We start from the raw sequence: 24,822 nt of genomic DNA, 5'->3' as shown, positions 1-24,822 counted from the left end.
GTTCAGTTCTCCACCGAGACTGGACCGCGAATTTAACCCTAACTTGGCTTGCCAGTTCCGGCTCGGAGCATTGTCAATATTTGTCTGGAATCCAGCCCAGCAGGCCGAATTCCAAACCAAAATTCTATCGCGGTTGCTGCGGCGTTTGCGGTGTACTGGGTTGATACGGCCCAAGCAGACTACGCGCCAGAGGATCGGATTCGTCAATATCCACGGTAATCATATGCCCGGTGTTACTTCCTAGATAGGCCTGCATCGCCGCGGCCATGTAGGGAAACACTAGACGTAAGTCGTTACTCGCACCATTGCTTTGCACACTGGTTTTCCATAATTGTTTACGCTGTTGCTGTTGCAAATAGGCATCTTTATCGCAAGCTTCCAACACCAGATAGCGCCGAAATGTCGTATAGGATTCGGTACGTTGCGAATAGCCACCCATGCCAAAACCCGGGTAATAGCCATTATAGAATCTGGACATGCGGTAAGGATAGTAATAACCCATGTCGTTCCACATCGGTACATCATAGCTATATTGATGCACTTCCGGCGCGCCGACACCGTAACTCAGAAACATCACCAAGTTACTATCCTGGATACTGCTGGCCTTGCTGTAGCCGCGATTAGTCAGGACTTTTTCGATGTAAGTTTTAAACTCGATAAACTGCAAATCCTGTTCATTAGCGCCGGCATTGCCCGGCAATACCACAAAGCGCGTATTGCTCGGTGTAGCAGTAACGGCGGCTAGCGAATCGATTTCCGTACGAAACTGCATTGGCCGCGGCGAGGTACTGCAGGCCGCCAATAACGCGGTCATTAACAATACCAGCACGCGATAACTTAAACCTGTCAATTTACTGTTCTGCATGGTCACTCCCTGTTTCATTCGTTGAACTATTTTCTTGCCATAGATTTTGCTTACGTTGCTGTAAACGAATATCGGCCAGCACCTTTTTATCGTGTAACACCGCCTGATGGGCCAGTTGCTCTGTAAGCTGCTGACTTTCCGCAACTCGTTGCCTGGCTTGCAGGGTTTCCTGAGCTAGCAACTCTGCTTCCAGGCGCATGGCCTTCAACTCGTTTTCGTGGCGTAGCTGTTCGGCATACAAACGCTTTTCAAGTTCCAGCTGCCGATTGAGCTGATCTTGTTTGTCTTCCAGCAGGCGCCGCTGTTTTTCGGCTTCCTGAGCCTGCACCTGCAATTCCAGCTCGGATACACGGCGCAAATGTTCCAGTTGCAGGCGCTTTTCGTGTATTTCCTCTTCCTCCAGCAACCGCTGCTGCCGGGACTGCTCCCTGGTACGCTCTTCATTCAACTCAAAAGTTTTTTTCAACACGTTCAAATAAACGCTGTCGCGGCCTAACTTCACGGTCGGAAACTCATTGAAACTGGCCGCTAGACTGCACAAGGCCTGTGACTGAATTTGCTGTTGCATCAACATTTGGTTAATGGCCAGAGCAATGCGTTTCTCGGTTTCGATTAAACCGGTGTGAATCCAGTTGCCATCTGCCAGGATTTGCAGCTCAAGATTGATCACATCGTCGATAATGTTGGCATACAACTGTTTGATGTGTTGGTTAATCGTGGGCAGCATTTCGCTATTTTTCAGCACATAAGCCAGGGTGGCCTGAAAGCGCAAATCCAACACCAAGTCCACGGTGCAAAAATCGTCGAACATGTTCAGCTGCCGCTGGTATTGCCAGCTTTCTATCGTCAGCGGGTGGATATGGTGATAGAAGCGTTTGACGAATTTCTTCGGCCGTAAATAGAGTTTTTTATACGGCCCGAGCTTTAGCTGCACCACTTGCCGGTCGGCGTCGAAGCCGGCAATCCATTGCTCCGCCGAATCGGCAAGCGACTCTTCGAATAAATCGCCGCCGGCCAGCCAGATTTCCAGTTCGGTGCCGGCGCTATTCATGGCTAACAACACCGGTTGCGGTAACGGCTTTTTGTTTGAGCGCGGCGATTTTGTCGGACATTTTTTCCGCAATCAGCGGATACAGATTCGGCGCAAACTCCACGGTTCTATCGTCCACTTTACGCAAGAAGCCGCGGCTGAGCAGCAAGCCGACCACGAACATCCGTGACCAATCCGAATAACGGCGAGCTTTTTCCAATTCCGACTTTTCGATGACCATTTCCAGTTCGTCGTTCTCGTTGATCCGAAACTCGGTAAATTGCCGCAAACATTCGAAAACCAGCTCTTCTTCCTGGATCGTCAACGGCCCCGGTGCGGTAAACTCCAAACGGTAGGACAGCAATACCGTAAAAAAATCCACCATAGCCGCGCAGGCAAACGCAAACCAGGAAAACCCGCGCCACATCGCAAACGACGGCTTTACTTCCTCGATGAACTGCTTATACGTCATTAGCAACGGTGCATCGGGTAAAGACATACCCATGCTGCTGGCCAGTTGATTTATATCCAGCTGGATATCCTGATAATTTTTTAAAAACTGCGAATAAGTGGCTTCCGGATCGTTAGTCACGTCCAGCTGATTCAGGTTGGTTTGCAACAGGCGGATATTGTTATCCAGAGCCTGAAAGGCTTGCTCCTGTTGTTGCAGCACCTGCTTTTTTTCTTGATAAATCTGATTGTAATGACGCCAAAACGGCCCCTCACCCACCTGATTTTTATAACCCGGCGCGATTTGATTATGCGTACCGAAATACGCCTGACTGGCATCCAGCGAAGCTTTTTCCAGATCCAGTTTTTGCTGGTGCAACATCCGGCTTTTAACTTGCAATATGCCGTCCAGATAGTCCTTGGTTTGCTGGCGTAGCTGATTCAGTCGATTGATGTGCAGGGTTTCCTGCTCGGATATTTCGTAAAACTTGAAATAGGAAAAAGTCACCGAAGCGGCAATTGCCACCGACAATGATGCTACCACGGTAAAGTAGCGCATCCTGTTGGCTTTCCAATGGATGCCGGCCATTTCCAAGGAACAGATAACGATGATGGATTGAATGGCGACGGTGATCACCAACGCAATCCAGGGCGTGATGAAATGCGATAAACCGTAGTAAGTAGTAAAACCGGAGGAAAGGCTGAGCATCAAGACGATGGGTATCGTCCAGATGCGCAACATGCTGACAAACAGCGTTTGAATGCGGTTAATAAAATAGCCGAGCCCGGTGGAACGTATTTTGATGCTGGGATTATTCATTGTTATTATTTTTTGCTCCAGCAAAATGCGGGAAAAACGCGCTTAACTCATACTCAAATAGCGTTCGCCGGTATCGTGAATAATAGTCACCACGGTTTTGCCGGCACCCAAGCGCGCCGCGACGCGAACCGCCGCGCAAACACTCGCCCCCGAGGAAATGCCGGCCATAATGCCCTCTTCTTCTATCAGTCTTCTGCGCATTGTAAAGGCTTCCTCTGTTGTGACTAATTCAATGCCATCCAACAGATCGACTTCCAGATTTTTTGGCACAAAGCCGGCGCCTATGCCTTGAATTTTGTGCGGCGTATGCGCGCCGCCCGAGATAACCGGCGATTCGGCCGGCTCTACCGCAATCACTTGAAATTGCGGCTTACGGTTTTTAATTACATCTGCGACGCCGGAAATGGTACCGCCGGTACCGACTCCGCACACAAAGGCGTCGACCTGACCGTCGGTAGCAGACCAGATTTCCTGGGCAGTGGTTTGTCGGTGAACCTCCGGGTTGGCCGGATTTTCGAATTGATGAGGCATGAACGCCCCCGGCGTCTGCCTGACTATTTCTTGCGCTTTGGCAATAGCGCCGGTCATGCCTTCGGCACCCGACGTCAATACGATTTCCGCGCCATACAATGCCAATAACTGCCGGCGCTCGATAGACATGGTCTCCGGCATTGTCAAAATACAATGATAACCGCGCGCGGCGGCAATCATAGCTAAGGCAATACCGGTATTGCCGGAGGTCGGCTCCACAATCGTGCCACCATTGCGCAAGCGCCCCATTTTTTCGGCGGCTTGGATCATGGACAGACCTATTCTGTCCTTGACCGAACCGCCGGGGTTTCTCGATTCCAACTTTGCCAACACGGTCGCGGAATTTTCCAATACGACTTTATGTAATTTCACTAACGGCGTGTTGCCGATCAATTGCGTTACATTGCTGGCGGTAGGCATTGAGTTACCTCAATTATTTCTCGATTTTAAACGCTAAAAACACCGGACTGCCGTTACGTTGTACCAAAAGTGCTATTGATTTTTCAACCGGTAATTTCGCTACGATGGAATTAAACTCGGCGGCGTCGCGCACCACATTATTTTGGATACGTAAAATAATGTCGCCTGGCTGAATGCCGGCATCCATCGCAATACCTTTGTTAACTTTTTGCACTAATACGCCGTTTTTTTCCACCTGCAATTGCTGGCGTTGTTCGGTGGTTAAATCGGCGACGGCCAACCCCAGCCGGTTCACGGCCATTTCGGGGGTAGCGGCAGGACCGTTTGCCGCAGCGGAGGGTTGCGCAGGCAGCAAGCCTATTTTCACGCTAAGATCCTGCTTATCACCTTGGCGAATGATTTTAACCTTGGCTTTTTCATCGATAGGCGTCATGCCCACTCTAGGTGGTAATTCGCCGGAAGTTTCGATGACTTGGCCGTTAAACTCAACAATGATGTCGCCGATTTGAATGCCAGCTTTTTCCGCCGGACCGCCGGGAATGACTTTAGAGACTAATGCGCCGTGCGGTCTATCCATGCCGAACGATTCAGCCAGCTGCCGGGTGACATCTTGAATTTGAACGCCCAACCAACCGCGCGAGACTTTACCTTTGCTTTTGATTTGGTCGACCACGTTCATTGCCACATCAATAGGAATCGCAAACGATAAGCCCATGTAACCGCCGGAACGGCTATAAATTTGCGAGTTAATCCCTACCACCTTGCCTTGCATATTGAATAAGGGGCCACCGGAGTTGCCTGGATTGATCGCCACGTCGGTTTGGATGAACGGCACATAGTTGCCATCCGGCAGACTACGTCCTTTAGCGCTGACGATACCTGCGGTGACCGATTGATCGAAACCAAACGGCGTACCGATAGCCAGCACCCACTCGCCGACTTGCAATTGCTCAGGAGCCCCTATTTCCACTACCGGCAAGTCCTTGGCCTCTACTTTCAACAAGGCCACATCGGTGCTTTCATCGGAACCAATCAGTTTGGCGATCAACTCCCGGCGATCTTTTAATTTAACCACGATTTCTGAGGCGTTATTCACCACATGGTGATTGGTCAATACGTAACCGTCTTTGGAAATCACAAACCCGGAGCCCAGGGAGTTGGTTTCTCGAGGTGTATTACCGCGCCCGGGACCTTGGAAATACCTCCGAAAAAACTCTTCCATTTCCGGTGGCATATCCTCCGGCATTTGCTGCTGATCGGCACCGGCTTGCGGATCGGGGGCTTTTTGGGTGGTACTGATATTGACCACTGCGTCACCGTTGGTTTTAACCATTTCGGTAAAATCGGGCAATTGCGCATAGCTTGCGTCAAGCGCTACTAAAAAAATCAAAACTCCATAAAACAGCTTATTAAGCATCTAATCTCCACTCATACATTTGATTTGTTACAAAAATGGACGCTTTAGCGTAACGCTATGCCGTCAGCGATTAATTCAACTGTTTTGGCGGGTACTTCACCGAGCACGGTGAACTGGGTATCGCCTATTACCTTACTGAAAGAATTGACAGAGCCCAGACCATGCAAACCATTCATACCCTGCGATTCTTTTGCTTCCAAATACACCGATACCGTAGAAAATCCGTCGCTAATTAATAAGTGATCCACGGCTTTTTGGGATTGCTGAATAGAATTACGAATAAAAAATACTGGCTCAAAACCTGCGGGCCAATTCTTCAATAAGAATGTGGCGTTTTCAAACGGTTCGGCTTGAGTGGCGTGAATGTGTTTGACATGAAATTGGTTTTCGTCGACGTTGCTAGCATGCGGCTCAGCTATTGCATCCGTCGTTAAATTGGTGAAGACCACTTGCTCCAGAATGCTGCCGTCTAAATTGTAAACTTCGACTTTCAGCGGTAAAAAATGTTGGGTATCCACCCAGATTTTTCTTGGATAACGCAATGCATCGGTAGGTACGACATTGACGATTTGCGTCGGTAACATCGCGATAGATTCCTGACCGGACAAACCTAGTTGGTAGTATTTTTCCAGGCTTGAGGTGTTTTGCGGCACATTGACAATAAACGAACTGTCAAGCGGATGATGATTTATCACTTTTTGACTGGTTTCCTTGAAGATGCAGGTCACTTCGTTGGATTTACGCGTCACTTCCCGCATCGGCGAATTCAAAGAAGCCAGGCGCTCCTGTTCTACACCATTCTCAACACTGTGTTGATATGTCATCGTATCGACCTGACCGTTTTTCATGAAAATCACGGTCCCCTGATAGTTAAGGGTTTTCATCGCCCGACTCATGTTATCCAACCATTGCCTCGCCGTCATTTGATCCTTATCGGCAATAGCGCTTTGGCAAATAACCCACAGCAAAAAAACAGTTAAAACTCTCACGCGATTATTCCTGCCGATAGCCCACCACCCGCGCGTAGGGTTGCCCCGCTTGCACACTATTTACATATAACGCGTTATCATGGGCTTCCAGATAATTCTTGAATCGAGCATGCATTTCCTCGGCGGACGGATTACCCTGGGCGACAATCTCGGCTGTGGCCATTGGGTTTTGCATTTGTTTATCGACTTTGCTGCTGACCCAAACGACGGCAAGTGCTATCGAAGCGGCAATCGCCAACGCGGCTTTTTGCCAATTTACCGCCGCCTTTTTCTGCGGTAACAGGTAGGTAGGTTCTTGTCGAATCTGTTCATGAATCTTGTCGACAAAATCGCTGTTAACCAGTGAATATTCGCTGCTCTTCAACACCTGACTGGCAATTTGATAGCGTCGCAATTTGTCTTTCAGCAACCCGTCGTTCTGTAGCGATTTCAACAGCGACAGCGCCTGCTGAGTATCCAGTTCGTCGTCTATGAATTGAGAAAGTTTTTCGTTAAGTTGTTCTTGCATCGATACACCTTTAGTCGAGCAATGGGTTTAATTTTTGGTCTATGGCTTCGCGAGCCCTAAAAATCCGCGAGCGTACCGTACCGATGGGACAATCCATCGCTTCCGCGATTTCCTCGTAGCTCATCCCTTCAAACTCCCTGAGGGTAATGGCAATCCGCATCTCTTCCGGTAACCTCTCGATAGCCGATTTAATCACCGCCACTATTTGTTCGTTCATTAACAAACTTTCCGGCGTTTCTGTATCTTTCAGTTGCGCCGCGTTTTCCACTTGTTCGGCATCTTGAACATCAATTTCGTAATCAAAATGACGGCGTGAACGCGACAACAAATAGTTTTTGGCCGTGTTAATCGCTATGCGATACAACCACGTGTAAAAAGCGCTGTCACCTCGAAAGTCTCCCAAGGCCCGATAAGCCTTAATGAAGGTATCTTGGGCAACATCCTGGGCTTCGCTCGGATCCTTAACATAACGATTCACCAAGTGAATGATCTTATGCTGGTACTTGATTACCAAAAGATCGAAGGCAGATTTATCCCCTTGCTGCACACGTTGCACCAATTCTTGATCCAGATCTTCGGTATTCCTTACTTGTTCGTTCACTGCTCTATTTTGCTATTGAAGTGGACAGAATTAAACCTCATTAGTTCTGGCAACACAAAAAAAATTACCGCAAGATTAAAACGAGATATTATTCAAAATCGCTAAAACTATTCATCCGGCCGCAAAGTTGACCACATTGACAGCAAACCAACCCACTAACACCGCTGATTCTTATTATGACATTCTTATCGCGGGTAGCGGCGGTGCCGGACTAAGTCTTGCCCTACATCTCGCCGACACTTACCAGGTAGCGGTGCTCGCCAAATTCGCATTGACCGAATGCAGCACCTATTACGCCCAAGGCGGTATCTCCGCAGTATTTGACGAGGAATGCGATTCGATAGAATCGCATATTGAAGACACCTTAATCGCCGGAGCCGGCCTTTGCGACCCGGAAATCGTCAGACTAACCGTCGCTCAAGGCCGTCGAAGCATCGAATGGCTACGTCAACAAGGTGTGAACTTTACCGAAGAGCGTAACGCCGACGGCGCCAAACAATTGCATTTAAACCGCGAAGGCGGCCACTCGCACCGCCGCATCGTGCATACCGATGACGCCACTGGCAAAGCCGTCTCGCTATCTTTGATCGAACGCGCCCAAGCTCATCCAAATATCACCTTACTCGAATACCATAACGTCGTGGAACTAATCACCGCCAGCAAACTGGGCGCCAGCGAACAACGGATTTGCGGTGCCTATGTATTGGACAGCAAATCCGGCAGCATCAAATCGATAGCCGCCAAAGTGGTAGTACTAGCCACCGGCGGCGCCAACAAGGTGTATCTGTATTCGACCAATCCGCACATTTCCAGCGGCGACGGTATCGCGCTAGCCTGGCGAGCCGGCTGCCGGATTAGCAATATGGAATTCATGCAATTTCATCCGACCTGTCTTTATCACCCGACCGCTCGTTCGTTTTTAATCAGCGAAGCGGTGCGCGGCGAAGGCGCGCATTTGATCTTGCCGGACGGCGAGCGCTTCATGCGCCGTTACGATGAACGCATGGAATTGGCACCCCGCGACATCGTCGCCCGTGCCATCGATAGCGAAATCAAGAAACACGGCATTGAATGCGTCTATCTGGACATCAGCCACAAATCTCGGGAGTTCATCCAGAAGCATTTCCCCACCATATATACACAATGCCTGGAACTGGATATCGACATTAGTCAGCAACCGATTCCCGTGGTGCCCGCCGCGCATTATACTTGCGGCGGCGTATTGACCGACGCCAACGCCCGCACCGACATCCCCGGCTTGTACGCCATCGGCGAAGTAGCTTGCACCGGACTACACGGCGCCAACCGCATGGCCAGCAACTCGCTGTTGGAATGCCTGGTGTTCGCTGAGCAAGCCAACCAAGACATCCGCCGCACATTCGCGCAATTACCTGAACCACTGCCGCTGCCGGATTGGGACGAATCCAAAGTCGGGGACTCGGACGAGGAAGTGGTGATCGCTCACAACTGGGACGAATTGCGCCGTTTTATGTGGGACTACGTCGGCATCGTTCGCACCAATAAACGCCTGGAACGGGCGATGAATCGTCTAGTCTTGTTGAAAGAAGAAATCGCCGAATACTACGGTCAGTTCCGTATCACCAGCGACCTGCTGGAGCTGCGCAATCTAGTCATAGTCGCCGAGCTGATTATCCGCTGCGCGCAACAGCGCAAGGAAAGCCGGGGCTTACACTACACCAAGGATTATCCGGACCTGGACAACAGTCAAGCACCACAAAACACCGTATTGACACCGGAAAAATCCGGTCAAAAAGCTCACTGATTGATGCTGGCGTTTTGCAACAGCAAGACTAAAACGGGTCGGCTAGGCTATACCGATCCGCCAACCTCAGACCATCCCGACGGCAACCTTAGCGTCGAATAGACGTCAACGATATTCCCCATCTGCCATATGCCGCACTTGGTTAGGCGCTGGCTAACCGTTAGTTGACAAGCTTTTGGATCAGTCCGTGACTGACATATTTCTGACATATTCGCTCACTAGAATCGCCGGCATACTCCTTTCTCCAGGACACTGAGCGATGATCGATGCTGAACGCATACTGCAAGAAACCTATCCCGACTTTAAATTAGGCAAGGACAACAAACTGGTCGTAAAAGCTTTAAAAAAACTGATCCACGAAGACGATTTCAACGACGTTATTCGCAAAAACCAACATCTACGCGGCTTCGCCTTTCTCGATAAGCTACTAAATTACTTCAAATTCAACTATCAAGTCAGCAACGATTGTTATAACAATATTCCCTCCGAAGGCCGCTTGCTCATCGTCGCCAATCACCCGATCGGCACCCTGGATGGATTGGCCTTAGTGAAATTGATCCGCTCGGTACGACCCGATGTGCGTATCGTCGCCAACCGGGTTTTATCGCACATGGAACCCTTGCAATCGATCTTTCTGCCTGTCGATGTGTTATCCGACAGAAAAAAACTTAAAGATGTTTATAAAGTTATGCTGGATGCCCTGAAAAACGAAGAAGCCATCATCTTTTTTCCAGCCGGCGAAGTGTCCCGCATCACCCCCAAAGGCATCCGCGACGGCGCCTGGCAATCCGGCTTCATTAAGCTGGCCCACCGGGCGCAGTGCCCTATCCTGCCGATCTTCATCAAAGCCAAGAACTCCGCGTTGTTCTATAGTGCATCGACCCTATACAAACCGCTAGGAACCATGCTGCTGGTGAAGGAGATGTTCAACAAGAAAGGCCAGGAAATTAAATTCATGGTCGGCGCGCCGGTACCTTACCAGGTCATCGCCGACAGTGAGGAAAGCAACAAGCAACTCAGTCAGCGCTTTCGTAAGCACGTACAAAATCTGGGCAAGAAAAACAAACCGGCGCTATTCGAAACGGTAGCCACCGTGGTGCATCCTTCCGATACCAAAGCGGTGAAGAAGGCGCTGTACCAATCGCGCTTGCTTGGCGAAACCCGCGACGGCAAAAAGATCTTTTTATATCAGTTTCAGGACGATTGCCCGGTAATGCGGGAAATCGCCCGCTTGCGCGAACTAACCTTCCGCACAGTGGAAGAAGGTACGGGACTGGCTTTAGATCTGGATAAATTCGACATTTACTACAGCCATATCGTGCTGTGGGACGACAACGATCTGGAAATCGTCGGCGCCTATCGGGTCGGCGAAGGCCCGGCCATTATGGCCAGTCACGGCGTGGAGGGTTTTTACACGCAAACCTTGTTCGATTTGCGTAGCGAATTTGAGGCCTATCTACCTTACAGCATCGAATTGGGTCGCAGCTTCGTGCAACCGCGCTATTGGGGGCAACACAGTCTGGATTATCTTTGGTACGGTATTGGCGCGTATTTGCGCGAACGCCCGGACATCAAGTATCTATTTGGCCCGGTCAGCATTAGTAACGCCTATCCACAGGCTGCCAAAGAACTGATCATCGGTTTTTATCAACAACAGTTTGCCTCCGACTTACAGCACACCAAGGCCAGAACGCCGTTCGTAATTTCTCAACAAGGGAAAGCTTTCGCCGCAAGCGAATTTAGCGCCGACTATTCCACCAGTTTTAAAATACTGAATAGCGAACTGAAAAAATTGGGTGTCAAAGTCCCCACACTTTATAAACAGTACGTGGAATTGTGTGTCGATAAAGGTTGCCATTTCATCGATTTCAATATCGATCCTGACTTTAATAACTGTATCGACAGCCTGATCATGGTGGAGGTCGATAAAATCGCGCCAAAAAAACGACAGCGCTACATCGAAAAATCACTAGTCGGCTAGAAATCACAACTTCATGGAAAATCGCTCATTCCCGGAGCTGGAACAGCTGGAAAAGCTGATCGAGCAATTCGGCGACCGCGCCCGTTGCGAGATCATCGAACAAATCACGTATAAAGACAGGCAATTTCCCATCCATTGTCTCAGTCTTGGCTCGAGTAGCCCTGACGTCCCCGTGTTAGCTTTTTTCGGCGGCGTACACGGTTTGGAGAAAATCGGTTCGGAAGTGATACTGGCCTACTTACAAACCATCCTGCAACTATTGGATTGGGATGAGGAATTTAATGCTCGCTTGCAACATTCACGACTGGTATTTGTACCCATCGTCAATCCGGTAGGCGTTTACCGAGGCACTCGCTGTAACGGCCGCGGCGTCGATTTGATGCGCAATTCGCCTATCGAAAGTCTCGGTAATACCCGGCTATACAGCGGCCAACGTTTCAGCGCCAAACTGCCCTGGTATCGCGGCGACGAATCGAAAATGGAAAAAGAAGCCCAGGCGCTGTGCCGGGTGGTACATAAACATCTGTTCGACGCGCCGCTGTCGATTGCCATCGATCTACACTCGGGGTTCGGCCTCCACGATAGATTATGGTTTCCCTACGCATCCTGCCAGACGCCGTTTCCGGGCATTGCAGAAACAGTTGGCTTAAAACAATTGTTTGACCGCTGCTACCCGCATCATTTCTATAAAATAGAGCCCATGAGCCAAGAATACGTCATCAGCGGCGACTTATGGGATTATCTGTATGACGAATTTATCGACCGTCACGGTAAGCAACACGTGTTTCTGCCCTTAACCCTGGAAATGGGTTCCTGGCTTTGGTTGCGCAAGAGCCCGACGCATTTGTTTCAACGTCATGGTTTATTCCACCCCTTACTGCCGCATCGCCAACAACGCATTATGCGCAGGCATCTAACCTTATTCGATTTTTTGTATCGCAGCCTGCTCTACCCGCAAAAATGGGCAAGGTTAAGCAACCAGCAAAAAGACCAAAATCTGCAACAGGCCATGAAACTCTGGTATGCCTAAATTAGCGGGCCAACATTGGCTATTACTGCGTGGGCTGTGCCGAGAGGCGGCGCATTGGGGGAGTTTCCCGGATTTGTTGCAACAGACTTTTCCACAATCTACCGTCAGCACCATCGATTTGCCTGGCACCGGTAGGTTTTATCGCGAACACAGCCCGGACAACATTGAAGCTATAACAGAACAAGTCCGCCGCCAGGCTTTAGCCGATGACTTATTGGCAAAACCTGTCACGCTACTAGCCTTATCGCTCGGCGGCATGGTGGCCTGGGAATGGTTACAACGCTATCCGCAAGACATCGCCGCAGCCGCGCTGGTTAATACCAGCCTTGCCAGCTTGAGCCCGTTTTATAGCCGCATGCGTTGGCAGAGCTATCGGCAGTTTCTTGGGATATTACTGGAACGGGATTTGTACAAACGAGAACTGGCGATAATTCAGCTGGTTAGTAATCGGCAGGATCACTACCTGGAAACCGCTGAGGCCTGGACAGCCATACAGCAAGCCCGGCCTATCAGTTTTGCAAATGGTGTCAGGCAGTTAAAAGCGGCGGCTCGGTATCGACCCAGTAACAGAAAACCGGGAGAGCCATTGCTGATATTGAATGGCCGGGGCGACCGTTTAGTCGCACCGGCATGTTCCGACGCCATTCATCACAAATGGCAAACCGATATCTTCAAGCACCCTTGGGCAGGCCATGATCTATGTTTGGACGATGGAGCCTGGGTAGCAAGCCGCTTAAAGGACTGGATTAACCAGCCAACGGTTTAAATCCGCAGATTATTTGATTTCAAATTCAGCTTTATTGCGACCTGACGCCAGCAGTTCCTGCATCCATTTTGGCGCCAATCCCCGGCCTGACCAAGTTAAAGATGCATCGTTAGGACTACGGTATCTGGCCGGCACTTTACCGGTTTTTCTTTCAGCTTTCTTCTCGCCGTCTTGAATATCGACAGTTACGCCAATAGAAGCCGCCAATTCCCTTATTTGCGCAAAAACTTCTTTACGTTTACTGGATTGTCTTTCTTTTAATGCTTTTTCGGCATTATCAATAACAGCCTGTAATTCGGCTTCGGAGAGTTTATTAAAGTCAGTCATATTTTCCTCGTTAATCAAAAAACGTAATCAATTCTATCACCCAGCGTTTCTAAATAAAACTATTATTCGGCGTTTACTAAAAAATTGACCTCGGAATATACCTTGCCTTTCTTGTCCGTCAACCGTACTTGCCATTCACCTTTATCTTTAATCGACAAGTTTTTACTAGACCACACCTTGGATATCTTATCTTTTATATCCAATGGTTTTTGATGCACGACCTGCCCATTGCGCGACCACTGATGAAACAAAGCCTTACCCATCAAATCTCTTATCTCGCTAAAATAAAAAACCTCCGTGGATTGATTAGCAATAACCCTCAGCGGCGATTTAATCGGCTCGCCAGGCTCGTCATCCTTGGGCTTACTATTTAAAGAGGCTCTGATAACCTTACGATCCAATATAATCGCCGCCGGCTTTTTAATAGTGTCGACTTTTTTAACACTTTCGGAGTTGACGACTTCCTTGTGCACAATCGCCGGCACCGGTTTTTGCAGTGTTACCGACTCTTGCTGTTCAACAATTTCGGCCTCCGGCTTATTAAATGGTTGAACTTTTTCCGTGGTATCGATCTGAGTATGACTATCGTCGTCATCGCTGCCGAACCATGAAAACAATAATATTGCCACCAAAACTACCCCCAGAACTGCAATCAGTATCCTGCGAATATGCCAAACCGTTACCGTTTGCGGCTGCGTGTTTATGCTTGGGTGTTTCTTATCATAATTAATTTTGATAACTACTTTATTATCAGCCATGTTTTTTTCCAATATTAAATCCAGCAAATGAAACTGGAATCACTTGCTACGCTAGCCCGTTACAACACTTTGTCCTTGGTAATATAACATTTTAGTTCTAACATAATCGGTTCAACTTGCCGAAATCCTGGATGTTTGCATGAGTAGCCTGCTTAAACAATTCGAAGAATCCTCCTCATTGTATGGAGGCAACGCCCACTTCATCGAGTACTTATACGAACAGTACCTCAGCAACCCGGAATCTATCAGCCCAAGCTGGCGACAGCGCTTCGACCACATTCGTAGTGGTGCGACCGAAGACACACCGCATAGCGTGATTGTGGAGCGCTTTGAAAAACTAGCTATTGCGGAACCCGGCAGGTTGGCCAGAATGCAGGGCTTTACCGAACAAAGCGTAAAAAAGCAATCGGCCGTCGCACGCTTGATCAATCATTATCGGGTCAAGGGCCACCAGATTGCCGCCAACAACCCGCTCGGCCAAACGCAAAGCATCCCTGCCGATTTAGAACCCATATATTATGGTTTGACGGATGCGGACATGAGCACAATGTTCGACACCGGCGGCCTATGCGGTGTGGACCGCTTGCCCTTGAAAGCCATTATTCAAACGCTTAACGAGATTTACTGCGGCAGCATCGGCAGCGAATACATGCACATCGTCGATGATGAAAAGAAGCGTTGGATCAAGGACAAACTGGAAGGCGCCAAACCCGATTTCAGCAGCCACCCGGAAAAACGCCAGTGGCTTTTGAAATTGCTGATTGCGGCCGAAGGCCTGGAAAAATTTCTGCACCGCAAATACGTCGGCCAAAAACGCTTTTCGCTGGAAGGCGGCGAGTCCTTGATTCCGGTTCTGGACGAATTAATACAGCGCGCCGGCGAACACAAAGGCAAGGAAATCGTGATCGGCATGGCCCATCGAGGCCGCTTGAACGTACTTATTAATATATTGGGTAAAAGCCCGGCGGTATTATTTGGAGAATTCGAGGGCACCCACACGTCCTCACCTGGCGTGCTGACCGGCGACGTCAAATACCATCAAGGCTTTTCGTCCAATATCGCCACACCAGGCGGCCCGATTCATTTAACCTTAGCCTTTAACCCTTCCCACCTGGAAATCATCAACCCGGTGGTAGAAGGTTCGGTAAAAGCCCGACAAGACCGGCACGGCGTCGATGGTTTCGAGGCGATTCTGCCGATATTGATTCATGGCGACGCCGCATTCGCCGGCCAGGGCATAGTGATGGAAACCTTGAACATGTCGGAAACTCGCGCCTTCTCCACCGGCGGCACCGTGCATATCGTCATCAACAATCAAATTGGTTTTACTACCAGCAACCCTTTCGACGCGCGTTCTACCCTTTATTGCACCGACGTCGCCAATATGATTCAGGCGCCGGTATTTCACGTCAACGGCGACGACCCGGAAGCGGTAATTTTCGTCACGCAACTGGCATTGGATTATCGCAACACCTTTCATAAAGACGTCGTGATCGATCTGATTTGCTACCGCCGCCATGGCCACAACGAGGCCGATGAGCCTGCAACCACGCAGCCGATGATGTACAAATCCATCCGTGACCACCTGACCCCACCACAAATCTATGCGCAAAAATTAATTGCAGAGGGCGTGGTGACGGAAGACCTGGTGCAGAAAATGGAACAGGATTACCAACAACTGCTCAACGAAGGCCAACCGGTATCGCGGCCGATTATCGAAAATAACATCTACTCCTATTCGGCGCGCTGGGTGCCTTATCAAAACAAACATTGGGATACACCCGCCGACACCTCGATAACATTGGGGCATATCCGGTTTTGCAACCAACGCCTGCAATGCTTGCCGGAAGGGTTTGAATTGCACCCTAGAGTCGCCAAGGTAATGGAAGACCGCAATAAAATGGCGACCGGCGAAATACCGATGGATTGGGGCTTCGCGGAAAACCTGGCGTATGCGACGCTGCTCTTGGACAAATACAATATGCGCCTGACCGGTCAGGACATCGGTCGCGGCACCTTCTCGCACCGCCATGCCATTTTGCTGAATCAGGCCAACGGTGAAAACTACATCCCGCTTAAATATCTAAGTGAAACCCAAGGTCGAGCACAAATCTTCAACTCACTGCTCTCGGAAGCTGGCGTATTGGGTTTCGAATACGGTTACAGCTCCACGGAGCCGAATAAACTGGTGATCTGGGAAGCGCAATTCGGCGACTTTGCCAACGGCGCGCAAGTAGTCATCGACCAGTTTATCGCCTCCGGCGAAACCAAATGGGGCAAGCTCAGCGGCTTGGTAATGCTGTTGCCGCACGGATTTGAAGGCCAAGGTCCGGAACATTCTTCGGCTCGTCTGGAGCGCTATTTACAGCTTTGCGCCGACCATAATATTCAAGTCTGCGTCCCAACCACACCGGCACAAATTTTTCATTTACTGCGGCGACAAATGTTGCGACAGTATCGTAAGCCGCTGATTATAATGAGCCCAAAAAGCCTGCTACGCCACAAGCTGGCAGTATCGACGCTGACCGATTTGACCCATGGCGAATTTTTGAACGTAATAGGCGAACAGGACGATATCGATCCCTACCACGTCACGCGGATAGTGTTGTGCGCCGGCAAGGTCTATTTCGACCTACTGGAAGCCCGCCGTCTGGATCAGGAACAACTGCGCCATGTCGCCATTATTCGTATCGAGCAGCTCTATCCTTTTCCGAACGAGCAATTCAAACGCGAAATCGACAAATATCCCAATATCGAACATATTGTCTGGTGTCAGGAGGAGCCTAAAAACCAAGGCGCCTGGTACCAAAGCAAGCACCATTTTTTCGATTTGCTAGACAAGAATATTCCGATCAACTATGCCGGCCGGGTCGCATCGGCGGCACCGGCGGTCGGTAGTTACAAAACCCACCTTAACGAACAACGCGCTGTGGTCAACGCCGCGCTCTATGGCAGCAATGAAGGAACTACACATGAGCTTTGAAATTCTGGTCCCCAGCCTTCCTGAATCCGTGTCCGACGCCACCTTGGTCGCATGGCACAAACAAGCCGGCGAATGGGTTAACGAAGGCGACAATCTGGCCGATCTCGAAACCGACAAAGTCATTCTGGAAGTACCGGCACCCAAATCCGGGACTCTGGTGGAACTGGTGGCGCAAGACGGCGAAACCGTGGTCGGCGGTCAACTGCTGGCCAAACTGGACGTCCAGCAAGCCAAACCGACTTCAAAAACCGAAAAAACCGAAGACGCCATCCTTAGTCCATCGGTACGCAAACTGGTTGCCGAAAAAGACCTTGATCCGCAAGCCATCGCCGGCTCCGGAAAGCATGGCCGGATTCTGAAAACCGATGTCTTGGATTTCTTGAACGAGCAAGCAAAAGACACCGCGCCTGCTCCGGCACCCGCGCCAGTAGCGGAAACGCACTCGCCCTTATCGGCCACAGCCGTCGCTAGCCTACGGCCGGAACAGCGGGTGCCGATGACCCGCTTGCGCGCCAAAGTGGCCGAACGCTTGCTGCAAGCCCAGCAAAATGCGGCGATGCTGACTACCTTTAACGAAGTCAATCTAAGTGCTGTCATTGATCTGCGCAATCACTACAAAGATCGTTTCGAAACCAAGCACAGCATCAAGCTGGGCTTCATGTCGTTCTTCGTCAAGGCATCGATTGAAGGCTTAAAACGCTTCCCGGCCATTAACGCTTCCATTGACGGCAGCGATATTATTTACCATGGCTATTATGACATCGGTATCGCCGTGACCACCCCACGCGGCTTAATCGTGCCGATTTTGCGTGACGCCGACCAACTGGATTTTGCCGGCATTGAAAAAGGCATTCACGATTTTGGCAATAAAGCCCGCAACGGCTCGATCAGTGTTGAAGATCTTAGTGGCGGCACCTTCACCATCACCAACGGCGGCATCTTCGGTTCCATGTTGTCTACGCCTATCCTGAATCCGCCGCAATGCGCGATTTTAGGCATGCACGCCATCAAGGACAGACCGGTGGTGGAAAACGGCGAAATCGTCATCCGGCCTATCATGTACCTGGCCTTGTCCTACGACCATCGTTTAGTAGACGGCAAAGAAGCGGTGCAATTTTTGGGTATTATTAAAGAATGCCTGGAAGCACCGGCGCATCTACTGTTGAACATCTAAATACCCCAAATCACAGCTCCCGCGAACCCGGGAGCCCCGCAAACTAGGTATATATTGAGCATGCGCTATACCATTATCCCCGTCACCGCCTACCAACAAAACTGCACCTTATTGGTCTGCGAACAAACCAATAAAGCCGCTTTGGTCGATCCGGGCGGCGATCTAGATGTATTGCTGAAGGAAGTCAAAAAACAAGGCGTTGAGCTGGAGTCAATCCTGGTCACTCACGGCCACCTCGATCATGTGGGTGGCGTAGCCGAGTTGGCCGAAACACTCTCATTGCCAATTATCGGTCCGCAGATTGAAGACGATTTCTGGATCAAAGCCCTAGCAGAGCAATGCCGGATGTTCGGTTTTCCGGAATCAGCCGGCTTTACCCCGCAACGCTGGCTCAAGGACGGCGATACGGTAAAGGTGGGTAAGCAAGTGTTACAGGTGATTCATTGCCCCGGCCATACGCCTGGCCATGTGGTGTTTTTTAGCGAGGAACAACGCCTGGCACTGGTGGGGGATGTGCTGTTCAAAGGCTCGATCGGCCGTACCGATTTCCCGAAAGGCGATCATCAAACCCTCATCGACTCTATCGAGCAAAAACTCTGGCCCTTGGGGAAAGATGTGAAATTCATCCCCGGCCACGGCCCTATGTCTACCTTCGGCGCAGAAATGCGCAGCAATCCTTACGTTGGTGCCTATCGCTAACAGCGTCTACATACACTGCCTTTACCTTCATTTTCGCAGTGTTTCATCCAGGCTAGATTCTGTCACCAAATCACTCAATACTGCTTTATCCAGCGTTTGTAAAAACTGCTCCAGAGCGCCGCCCAATAAACCAATCAATCCGCAGTTAATTTCTAAGGCGCAATGGCCTTGTTTTTTGGGGTTAAAACATTCGGCCATCTGAAAGTGCCCTTCCACTTCTCGCACCACATTGCCAACACTAATCTCCCGTGCCGGCCGCGATAAACGAATGCCACCGCCCTTGCCGCGCACCGTTTGCACAAAGCCTTTTACGCCCAGCTTGTGCACCACCTTGACCAAGTGGTTTCTGGAAATGCCGAAAAACCCGGCCAATTCGGTAATTGTCACCAGTTTTTCGGTGTTGATAGTCAGATAAATCAATACGCGCAATGCGTAATCGGTGTGTGCAGTCAATTGCATGTCGATAAGTTCAGTTAAAGCTGTATTTGAAATAAATGTTAATGAAGCTTAAACTTGCCAGAAAGTTGTATTTCAGAAACATGTTATAAAACTTCCGGCGGTAAATTTAATGTTGATCGAACCTGTTGCCCTGTCCGATTTCTTCCTGAGCTTTTTCAGCGCGGCATTGATCATCTTATTGGCTACCATCTACGCCGCGCTGTACGCCTGGTCCAAGATCAGCGGCCGCCGCGCATTCGGGATTGCCGCTTGGCTAATCTACGCCACCTTGTTGATATGCGTCGGCGTGTTCAGCTACGTCAATCATTTTAACGATTATTGGCTATTGCTGTCGCTGTTAATGGTCCTCGGCTATGGCTGGATGCCTCGCCTTATCTGGAAATTGTGCGCCGCGACGCACGACGACGAATCTCATCACTCTCATCAATCAGGAGGTCATCATGACTGAGCAAATCCCACCCCGCTGGGCGTCGGAAACATTCTGGAAAAAAACCGCGATCTGGGTCACGGGCGGTTCCTTTGTCCTATTAGTAATTTTAAGCTTCGATTCGATGAAACAAATCAGCGCTGGTGGCCCCCGCGTTCCAGCTTATAGCATTATTAACAAAGACATCAGTTACCGCTTTGACAAAGCCAAACAACGCTATCAACCGACCATAGGCGATGAAGCGCCTTTGTTCGGCAAAGTATTGAGCGAAGAAGAAGCTGAAAAACTGGTCGATCACGGCAAAAAAACCGTGCAAGCCAAAAACTGCATGAACTGCCACACCCTGCTCGGCAATGGCGCTTATTATGCGCCGGACTTGACCAAAGCCTGGCTTGATCAAGGCTGGGGCGCGAAAGATTCGCGCGAACAATTAATGGTGAATTTCCTGCTCGATCCGGAAAAAAACGCCCGCACCTACGGCTCCAACCGCAAGATGCCTAATCTGGACATCACGCCACCTGAAGCGGAAGCCATCGTCGCCTTCCTGAAATGGATGTCGTCTATCGATACCAACGGCTTCCCGCATAATTTCAAAGCCATCGGCGAAGAGGAATAAACCATGACCCTACAAGCCTATCAAGAAAAAGCCGCCGCCTGCTGGGCCGGCAGCAAACAAAAACACGCTGGCTTAATGGCCAATCCGCATTTGAGCGGCGGCCAAAAACTAGCGGTGCATTATTTTACAGTGGCAATGGTGCTGTTCATGGCGCAACTGCTATTCGGCCTATTGGCCGGATTACAGTTCATCTTCCCTAGCTTCTTATACGAAATCCTCGATTTCAACGTTAACCGCATGGTGCATATCAACGCCATGGTGGTATGGATGCTATATGGCTTCCTTGGCTCGGTGTACTGGTTTCTGGAAGACGAAAGCGGCGTCGAAATTGTCGGTTTAAAATGGGGGCAACTGGCGTTTTGGGTGTTGACCGGCGCCGTTACCATCGTGGTTCTGGTTTACCTGCTGATTCAAATCGGCAGCGGCACCGACACATCATTGTGGCTGATCAACGAGGGCCGCGAGTACATCGAAGCGCCGCGCTGGGCCGACATCGGCATCGTCGTGGTAATGCTGACCTTCTTTTACAACGTTGCGGCAACCTTTGCCAAGGGTAAATGGTCGGGGATTGCCGGTGTGTTGACGCTGGATTTGGTGGCCTTGGCCGGCTTGTACCTGGCCGGCATGTTTTATGTCACCAACATTTCCGTCGATCAATACTGGTGGTGGTGGGTGATCCATCTCTGGGTGGAAGCGACCTGGGAAGTGCTGGTGGGCTGCATCATGGCCTGGAGCTTGATGAAGTTGCTGGGTGTGCGCCGCAAAGTCGTGCAAACGTGGCTGTATATCGAAGTCGCCTTGATGTTCGGTTCCGGCATTTTAGGCTTGGGCCATCATTATTTCTGGATCGGCACGCCGGAGTACTGGTTTACCATCGGCGGCTTCTTCTCCGCGCTGGAACCGATTCCCTTGGTTGCGATGGTGGTGCATTCGATTTACGATGCCGGCGCGCATAAATTTAAAAACAGTAACCACCCTGCCCTGGCCTGGATCATTGCCCACGCCTTCGGTAACTTTCTGGGCGCCGGCGTGTGGGGCTTCATGCACACGCTACCGCAAATCAATCTCTATACCCACGGCACCCAATGGTCCGCTTCGCACGGTCATTTAGCCTTCTTTGGTGCTTATGCGACGATCAATATCGCTTTCTTCTATCTGGCCGCGCAGCACGCGCGCGGTAACGTCTGGATGGGCGGCGACTTGGCCAATGGCTGGCGATGGAAAGCCGCGGCGATTTTGCTGAACTTGGGCGTGATGGGCATGACAGTGGCCTTGTTGATCGCTGGCTACGAACAATCCTTTATCGAACGGGCGGTGGAAGGCTCCACCTGGGCCGGCTATTTTGCCGCACAAAACCACCCTTGGTTCATGCAAGCAATGATTTGGCGGATGGTATTCGGTTTGATGACCGCGGCAGGTGGCGGTTTGCTGTTCTGGGATTTACTGGAAATTGGCAAGGGCGAACAGCGGTCGGCGGCGGTTATCGATAGCGAAACCGTTAACCCGTAACGCAGTAACGGGCGGATTACTGGCCGGCAATCCGCCCGTCAAAGACTATTCAACGTGCAATAAGGCGTTGCATCGACCCGATTACACCGGCGAACACTGCGGACATGCCGTAGGTTTGGTGAATCGCTCGCTGGCTTTCTTCGCTGCACTTACCACATTGCTGATCGATCCCAGGTAGTAAATCGCATCCTTGGCCGGCAACACCGAGCAACTCGATTTGTGAACCAGATGTTCGCCGGTTTCCTGGGCACTTATCTCAATAAAAAATTCAGCCATGGTCTAATCCTCTTGAAATTTGTTATGCGGACATTCGCTTAAAATCGCCAGGCCACTCATTCCACCGAGCGGCTGTCGGCCATCGAACATTCGAGCTTGAGCAATGTTATGAAGACGACAGGAAATACTTAAATTCCCCACCATTTCAAGGCTCGGTTAGCTACTCAGCAAGAGCTATACCAAAACCAGGAAACTGAAGACTTCGGCATGTTTCAGTCCAAAATAGTCAGTCATTGGAACCTCGATCATAAATAATAAAAGTTTCGTCGCTGGAATTAAAACAGCCCCCAAAAAGTGTGCATATTTGGCTTGTTGGGACTTACTGATTTTACTTGGGGGCCAGATGATTATTTATAAAATATACTTTAGCCTTATTTCGTGCGTTAGACTAAAAATATTGATATAACTTATTCCTAAGTTGCTCACGGCATTTGTTTTTTACGCAATTTACAGCAAACCTCAACGTGAAAATGAACAACTTGCTTCAATCAGCCAAATGCACTGCGGGTCGAGGTACACACCAAGCGCAATTTTAAATTCAATTTCACCGTTACGGAGTGTTCTTCATGAATAGTCAGTATTTAATCAAGCCAAAAACGGAAAGGTTTTTTGTTTCTACCCTAAAATTTAGTCTTCTTGCTGTATCAATTTGCACATTAACGCCAGCTGGGACTGCGTTGGCATTCGGAACAATCGATCCGGCGGGCGTTACCAATACCAATCAAGTTCGCTATCAATTAATTGATGTAGCCCAGGACAACTATGTACAAGAAGCAAACAGGATAATGAATCAAATTCAGCAAACTCCGCAGCCCTATTCTGATTATGATAGAGCTGAACTATCAAAATTGATCGACGCAGCTGAAGCCAATATTAATGCGGCAGACACACTCGCTAGATTAGCAGCTGATTTGAGTATGGATGTGCAAGATTACACGACCCTATCGCAAGCTCTTGATAGTATGGAACAAATTGAAACATTGAAGAATACCCTTAGTGCAGAGGCTTTCGGAACTGGTGTTCGCCAACTTGCAGAGACTGAAAACATAAGTGTCGCAACAGCGACCGAGAGCAATGATCTTTCTTCGCTAGAAGTTACGATGACTGAAGATTCAGGAGATACATATGCCGCAACTGTAAGCGTAGATTACGGGAGTGGTGGTTATGGCGGCGGCGGGGATAATGGTGGAGGGGATAACGGTGGCGGTGTCTGGGGTGATCCGCATTATATCGACCTGACGAATCCATCGAAAAATCCGCTTGAAAGAGACTTTGACGTCATGGGCCAAGCCGGAAAGGTATTTAATATCCTTAGTGATAAACAAATTCAGGTCAATAATTTATATAAAAGCTCTAACGTTTCAGGTGCGACGATGGTTGGCGCAGTGGGAATCAAACTTCTAGACGATTTTGGAGAAATTCACCAGATCCAATACTCCACAAATTCGGCACCAATGCTTGACGGAAAGATGGTTAAAGAATCAGAAATAAAAACAGTCACAATGCAAGGCAAAAAGGCTACCGTTGCTTATGATGCCCACGTATTAAAAATTGAAACACCGGAATATAAACTAAAGTTTACCGCTCAAACTGATGATTCGCTTGATGAACGCATTCAAATCCAACCGTCAGGCGTCTTAACCGATAATGTGCCGCCTCATGGCTTGTTAGGCCAGACAGCGGATGGCGATAGCAATATTCGGCATGGCAAGACGGGTGACGGCGCTCAAGGCGAAGGCGCCATTGATTACAGTTACCAGAAATATCAGGTAGTCGATCTCTTTAGTGATCCAGACGCAGACATAAATCGTTTTCAAATTTTAACGACCTTAAGTTTTGACAAAGAGGGCATTACCCGGATCGGTCACGCGGCAACCGGCAAGCTTCTGGCCACAAAAGGAACCGACGGCTATCTGGTCTCAGTACGTTATCAAGTAAACGAGGACGGAACCGAACGAGTGACTTTGGCGGATGGCAAAACCGTGGTTAACCAACAAGGTAACATCTTGGTAGCAGAAAGCTCAAAAACAATACTCGCTCAAATAGAGGATAGGATTTTGTTAGCTATGCGTTAGGGGGATGCGCTTTAAAAATATGATGTCGAGCATTTTTAATGGAGTAATTTCCTTTTGTGTTTATTCTCAAATTAGCCCGATTGACGTTGAAACTTCAAACTAACCGGACCATCATTGAGCTAGAACGGCTCGAGATATTGCTTAACTAGTAAAATAAAAAACACCTTAAAGTGCCTTTATGGCGGATTCGGAGCTCAGCGACAATCCGCCAAATACCCAACTAAAAACCCAAACACCATCACAACATAGCAAGCCATCATCGTTGATAACCATCATAAACCCATCCTACCCAGAATAAAAAACTGGCAAACCTTGAGTGGCCGATTGC

The 24,822-nt window shown here is 49.6% G+C and carries 23 protein-coding genes; 11 read left to right on the top strand and 12 right to left on the bottom strand.

Translation table 11 applies throughout. From position 1 onward, the window contains the following. Positions 1 to 124: 124 nt before the first annotated feature. From EBA_RS08425 to rpoE, 8 genes are read right to left on the bottom strand one after another with little or no spacing between them, the layout of a single operon-like run. On the bottom strand, positions 125 to 865 hold the full coding sequence (locus EBA_RS08425) for a hypothetical protein (RefSeq protein ID WP_192374265.1): 741 nt from the start codon (positions 863 to 865) through the stop codon (positions 125 to 127). Next, on the bottom strand, positions 852 to 1,916 hold the full coding sequence (locus EBA_RS08420; RefSeq protein WP_192374263.1) for a hypothetical protein: 1,065 nt from the start codon (positions 1,914 to 1,916) through the stop codon (positions 852 to 854). The genes EBA_RS08425 and EBA_RS08420 overlap by 14 nt, the downstream gene beginning before the upstream one ends. Further along, positions 1,909 to 3,165, bottom strand: coding sequence for a hypothetical protein (locus EBA_RS08415; protein WP_192374261.1), 1,257 nt, complete (start codon positions 3,163 to 3,165; stop codon positions 1,909 to 1,911). The genes EBA_RS08420 and EBA_RS08415 overlap by 8 nt, the downstream gene beginning before the upstream one ends. A 42-nt stretch (positions 3,166 to 3,207) precedes the next feature. Then, on the bottom strand, positions 3,208 to 4,116 hold the full coding sequence (gene cysK, locus EBA_RS08410) for a cysteine synthase A (protein ID WP_192374260.1): 909 nt from the start codon (positions 4,114 to 4,116) through the stop codon (positions 3,208 to 3,210). A 13-nt stretch (positions 4,117 to 4,129) separates the two neighbouring features. Continuing rightward, positions 4,130 to 5,533 (bottom strand): DegQ family serine endoprotease, encoded by a 1,404-nt coding sequence (locus tag EBA_RS08405; protein ID WP_192374258.1) that lies wholly within the window; start codon positions 5,531 to 5,533, stop codon positions 4,130 to 4,132. A 44-nt stretch (positions 5,534 to 5,577) separates the two neighbouring features. After that, the gene (locus tag EBA_RS08400) at positions 5,578 to 6,522 is read right to left on the bottom strand and encodes a MucB/RseB C-terminal domain-containing protein (RefSeq protein ID WP_192374256.1); all 945 of its coding nucleotides are present in this window, start codon (positions 6,520 to 6,522) and stop codon (positions 5,578 to 5,580) included. Positions 6,523 to 6,526: 4 nt separating this feature from the next. Then, entirely contained in the window at positions 6,527 to 7,030 is a 504-nt protein-coding gene (locus EBA_RS08395) for a sigma-E factor negative regulatory protein (protein WP_192374254.1), read from the bottom strand. A gap of 10 nt (positions 7,031 to 7,040) precedes the next feature. Then, positions 7,041 to 7,631 carry an RNA polymerase sigma factor RpoE gene (gene rpoE / locus EBA_RS08390; RefSeq protein ID WP_192374253.1) on the bottom strand — a complete coding sequence of 197 codons (591 nt, stop codon included), beginning with the start codon at positions 7,629 to 7,631 and terminating at the stop codon, positions 7,041 to 7,043. A 127-nt stretch (positions 7,632 to 7,758) separates the two neighbouring features. Between rpoE and nadB the strand changes: the two genes are divergently transcribed. The 4 genes from nadB to EBA_RS08370 all read left to right on the top strand — a co-directional run bounded on the left by nadB (position 7,759) and on the right by EBA_RS08370 (position 13,191). Next, on the top strand, positions 7,759 to 9,414 hold the full coding sequence (gene nadB, locus EBA_RS08385; protein WP_192374251.1) for an L-aspartate oxidase: 1,656 nt from the start codon (positions 7,759 to 7,761) through the stop codon (positions 9,412 to 9,414). A gap of 259 nt (positions 9,415 to 9,673) precedes the next feature. After that, a complete protein-coding gene (locus EBA_RS08380) occupies positions 9,674 to 11,395 on the top strand; it encodes a lysophospholipid acyltransferase family protein (RefSeq protein WP_192374249.1) in 1,722 nt (573 codons plus the stop codon). A 13-nt stretch (positions 11,396 to 11,408) separates the two neighbouring features. After that, positions 11,409 to 12,425: a M14 family zinc carboxypeptidase gene (locus EBA_RS08375; protein ID WP_192374247.1), complete on the top strand. Its 1,017-nt coding sequence runs from the start codon at positions 11,409 to 11,411 to the stop codon at positions 12,423 to 12,425. Further along, the gene (locus EBA_RS08370; protein ID WP_192374246.1) at positions 12,418 to 13,191 is read left to right on the top strand and encodes an alpha/beta fold hydrolase; all 774 of its coding nucleotides are present in this window, start codon (positions 12,418 to 12,420) and stop codon (positions 13,189 to 13,191) included. The genes EBA_RS08375 and EBA_RS08370 overlap by 8 nt, the downstream gene beginning before the upstream one ends. A gap of 9 nt (positions 13,192 to 13,200) precedes the next feature. On the opposite strand, the gene EBA_RS08365 is transcribed toward EBA_RS08370, so the two are convergent. Continuing rightward, the gene (locus EBA_RS08365; RefSeq protein WP_192374244.1) at positions 13,201 to 13,518 is read right to left on the bottom strand and encodes an H-NS histone family protein; all 318 of its coding nucleotides are present in this window, start codon (positions 13,516 to 13,518) and stop codon (positions 13,201 to 13,203) included. A gap of 62 nt (positions 13,519 to 13,580) precedes the next feature. Continuing rightward, positions 13,581 to 14,276, bottom strand: coding sequence for a DUF2914 domain-containing protein (locus EBA_RS08360; RefSeq protein WP_192374243.1), 696 nt, complete (start codon positions 14,274 to 14,276; stop codon positions 13,581 to 13,583). Positions 14,277 to 14,415: 139 nt separating this feature from the next. Here EBA_RS08360 and EBA_RS08355 point away from each other — a divergent pair, with 139 nt between their 5' ends. The 3 genes from EBA_RS08355 to EBA_RS08345 are packed head-to-tail and all read left to right on the top strand — an operon-like array spanning position 14,416 to position 19,132. After that, positions 14,416 to 17,259, top strand: a complete 2,844-nt coding sequence (locus EBA_RS08355; protein WP_192374241.1) for a 2-oxoglutarate dehydrogenase E1 component — start codon at positions 14,416 to 14,418, stop codon at positions 17,257 to 17,259. After that, complete coding sequence (gene odhB, locus EBA_RS08350; protein WP_192374239.1) at positions 17,249 to 18,433, top strand: 2-oxoglutarate dehydrogenase complex dihydrolipoyllysine-residue succinyltransferase; 1,185 nt, start codon at positions 17,249 to 17,251, stop codon at positions 18,431 to 18,433. Before EBA_RS08355 ends, odhB begins: the two co-directional genes overlap by 11 nt. Before the next feature lie 60 nt (positions 18,434 to 18,493). Continuing rightward, on the top strand, positions 18,494 to 19,132 hold the full coding sequence (locus EBA_RS08345) for an MBL fold metallo-hydrolase (RefSeq protein WP_192374238.1): 639 nt from the start codon (positions 18,494 to 18,496) through the stop codon (positions 19,130 to 19,132). Between the two features lie 27 nt (positions 19,133 to 19,159). Here the strand turns inward: EBA_RS08345 and EBA_RS08340 are convergent, their stop codons facing one another. After that, positions 19,160 to 19,591 (bottom strand): Rrf2 family transcriptional regulator, encoded by a 432-nt coding sequence (locus tag EBA_RS08340; RefSeq protein WP_192374236.1) that lies wholly within the window; start codon positions 19,589 to 19,591, stop codon positions 19,160 to 19,162. Positions 19,592 to 19,700: 109 nt separating this feature from the next. Here EBA_RS08340 and EBA_RS08335 point away from each other — a divergent pair, with 109 nt between their 5' ends. From EBA_RS08335 to EBA_RS08325, 3 genes are read left to right on the top strand one after another with little or no spacing between them, the layout of a single operon-like run. Next, positions 19,701 to 20,039 (top strand): hypothetical protein, encoded by a 339-nt coding sequence (locus tag EBA_RS08335; RefSeq protein ID WP_192374234.1) that lies wholly within the window; start codon positions 19,701 to 19,703, stop codon positions 20,037 to 20,039. Beyond that, positions 20,032 to 20,634, top strand: a complete 603-nt coding sequence (locus EBA_RS08330; protein WP_192374231.1) for a c-type cytochrome — start codon at positions 20,032 to 20,034, stop codon at positions 20,632 to 20,634. Before EBA_RS08335 ends, EBA_RS08330 begins: the two co-directional genes overlap by 8 nt. A gap of 3 nt (positions 20,635 to 20,637) precedes the next feature. After that, positions 20,638 to 22,143 (top strand): cbb3-type cytochrome c oxidase subunit I, encoded by a 1,506-nt coding sequence (locus EBA_RS08325; RefSeq protein ID WP_192374230.1) that lies wholly within the window; start codon positions 20,638 to 20,640, stop codon positions 22,141 to 22,143. Between the two features lie 81 nt (positions 22,144 to 22,224). On the opposite strand, the gene EBA_RS08320 is transcribed toward EBA_RS08325, so the two are convergent. After that, complete coding sequence (locus EBA_RS08320) at positions 22,225 to 22,419, bottom strand: hypothetical protein (protein ID WP_192374228.1); 195 nt, start codon at positions 22,417 to 22,419, stop codon at positions 22,225 to 22,227. A gap of 566 nt (positions 22,420 to 22,985) precedes the next feature. Here EBA_RS08320 and EBA_RS08315 point away from each other — a divergent pair. Then, positions 22,986 to 24,494, top strand: a complete 1,509-nt coding sequence (locus tag EBA_RS08315; RefSeq protein WP_192374226.1) for a hypothetical protein — start codon at positions 22,986 to 22,988, stop codon at positions 24,492 to 24,494. Positions 24,495 to 24,822: the final 328 nt, after the last annotated feature.

The sequence above is a fragment of the Methylomonas albis genome (assembly GCF_014850955.1).
Taxonomy (GTDB): Bacteria; Pseudomonadota; Gammaproteobacteria; order Methylococcales; family Methylomonadaceae; genus Methylomonas; species Methylomonas albis.
This window is presented reverse-complemented; position numbering and strand designations above follow the sequence as displayed.

Bases quoted from the DNA above. Each gene is read 5' to 3' on its own strand.
- EBA_RS08425 (WP_192374265.1), bottom strand. From the start codon at position 865: ATGCAGAACAGTAAATTGACAGGTTTAAGTTATCGCGTGCTGGTATTG.
- EBA_RS08420 (WP_192374263.1), bottom strand. From the start codon at position 1,916: ATGAATAGCGCCGGCACCGAACTGGAAATCTGGCTGGCCGGCGGCGAT.
- EBA_RS08415 (WP_192374261.1), bottom strand. From the start codon at position 3,165: ATGAATAATCCCAGCATCAAAATACGTTCCACCGGGCTCGGCTATTTT.
- cysK (WP_192374260.1), bottom strand. From the start codon at position 4,116: ATGCCTACCGCCAGCAATGTAACGCAATTGATCGGCAACACGCCGTTA.
- EBA_RS08405 (WP_192374258.1), bottom strand. From the start codon at position 5,533: ATGCTTAATAAGCTGTTTTATGGAGTTTTGATTTTTTTAGTAGCGCTT.
- EBA_RS08395 (WP_192374254.1), bottom strand. From the start codon at position 7,030: ATGCAAGAACAACTTAACGAAAAACTTTCTCAATTCATAGACGACGAA.
- EBA_RS08380 (WP_192374249.1), top strand. From the start codon at position 9,674: ATGATCGATGCTGAACGCATACTGCAAGAAACCTATCCCGACTTTAAA.
- EBA_RS08375 (WP_192374247.1), top strand. From the start codon at position 11,409: ATGGAAAATCGCTCATTCCCGGAGCTGGAACAGCTGGAAAAGCTGATC.
- EBA_RS08370 (WP_192374246.1), top strand. From the start codon at position 12,418: ATGCCTAAATTAGCGGGCCAACATTGGCTATTACTGCGTGGGCTGTGC.
- EBA_RS08365 (WP_192374244.1), bottom strand. From the start codon at position 13,518: ATGACTGACTTTAATAAACTCTCCGAAGCCGAATTACAGGCTGTTATT.
- EBA_RS08360 (WP_192374243.1), bottom strand. From the start codon at position 14,276: ATGGCTGATAATAAAGTAGTTATCAAAATTAATTATGATAAGAAACAC.
- EBA_RS08355 (WP_192374241.1), top strand. From the start codon at position 14,416: ATGAGTAGCCTGCTTAAACAATTCGAAGAATCCTCCTCATTGTATGGA.
- odhB (WP_192374239.1), top strand. From the start codon at position 17,249: ATGAGCTTTGAAATTCTGGTCCCCAGCCTTCCTGAATCCGTGTCCGAC.
- EBA_RS08345 (WP_192374238.1), top strand. From the start codon at position 18,494: ATGCGCTATACCATTATCCCCGTCACCGCCTACCAACAAAACTGCACC.
- EBA_RS08340 (WP_192374236.1), bottom strand. From the start codon at position 19,591: ATGCAATTGACTGCACACACCGATTACGCATTGCGCGTATTGATTTAT.
- EBA_RS08335 (WP_192374234.1), top strand. From the start codon at position 19,701: ATGTTGATCGAACCTGTTGCCCTGTCCGATTTCTTCCTGAGCTTTTTC.
- EBA_RS08330 (WP_192374231.1), top strand. From the start codon at position 20,032: ATGACTGAGCAAATCCCACCCCGCTGGGCGTCGGAAACATTCTGGAAA.
- EBA_RS08325 (WP_192374230.1), top strand. From the start codon at position 20,638: ATGACCCTACAAGCCTATCAAGAAAAAGCCGCCGCCTGCTGGGCCGGC.
- EBA_RS08320 (WP_192374228.1), bottom strand. From the start codon at position 22,419: ATGGCTGAATTTTTTATTGAGATAAGTGCCCAGGAAACCGGCGAACAT.
- EBA_RS08315 (WP_192374226.1), top strand. From the start codon at position 22,986: ATGAATAGTCAGTATTTAATCAAGCCAAAAACGGAAAGGTTTTTTGTT.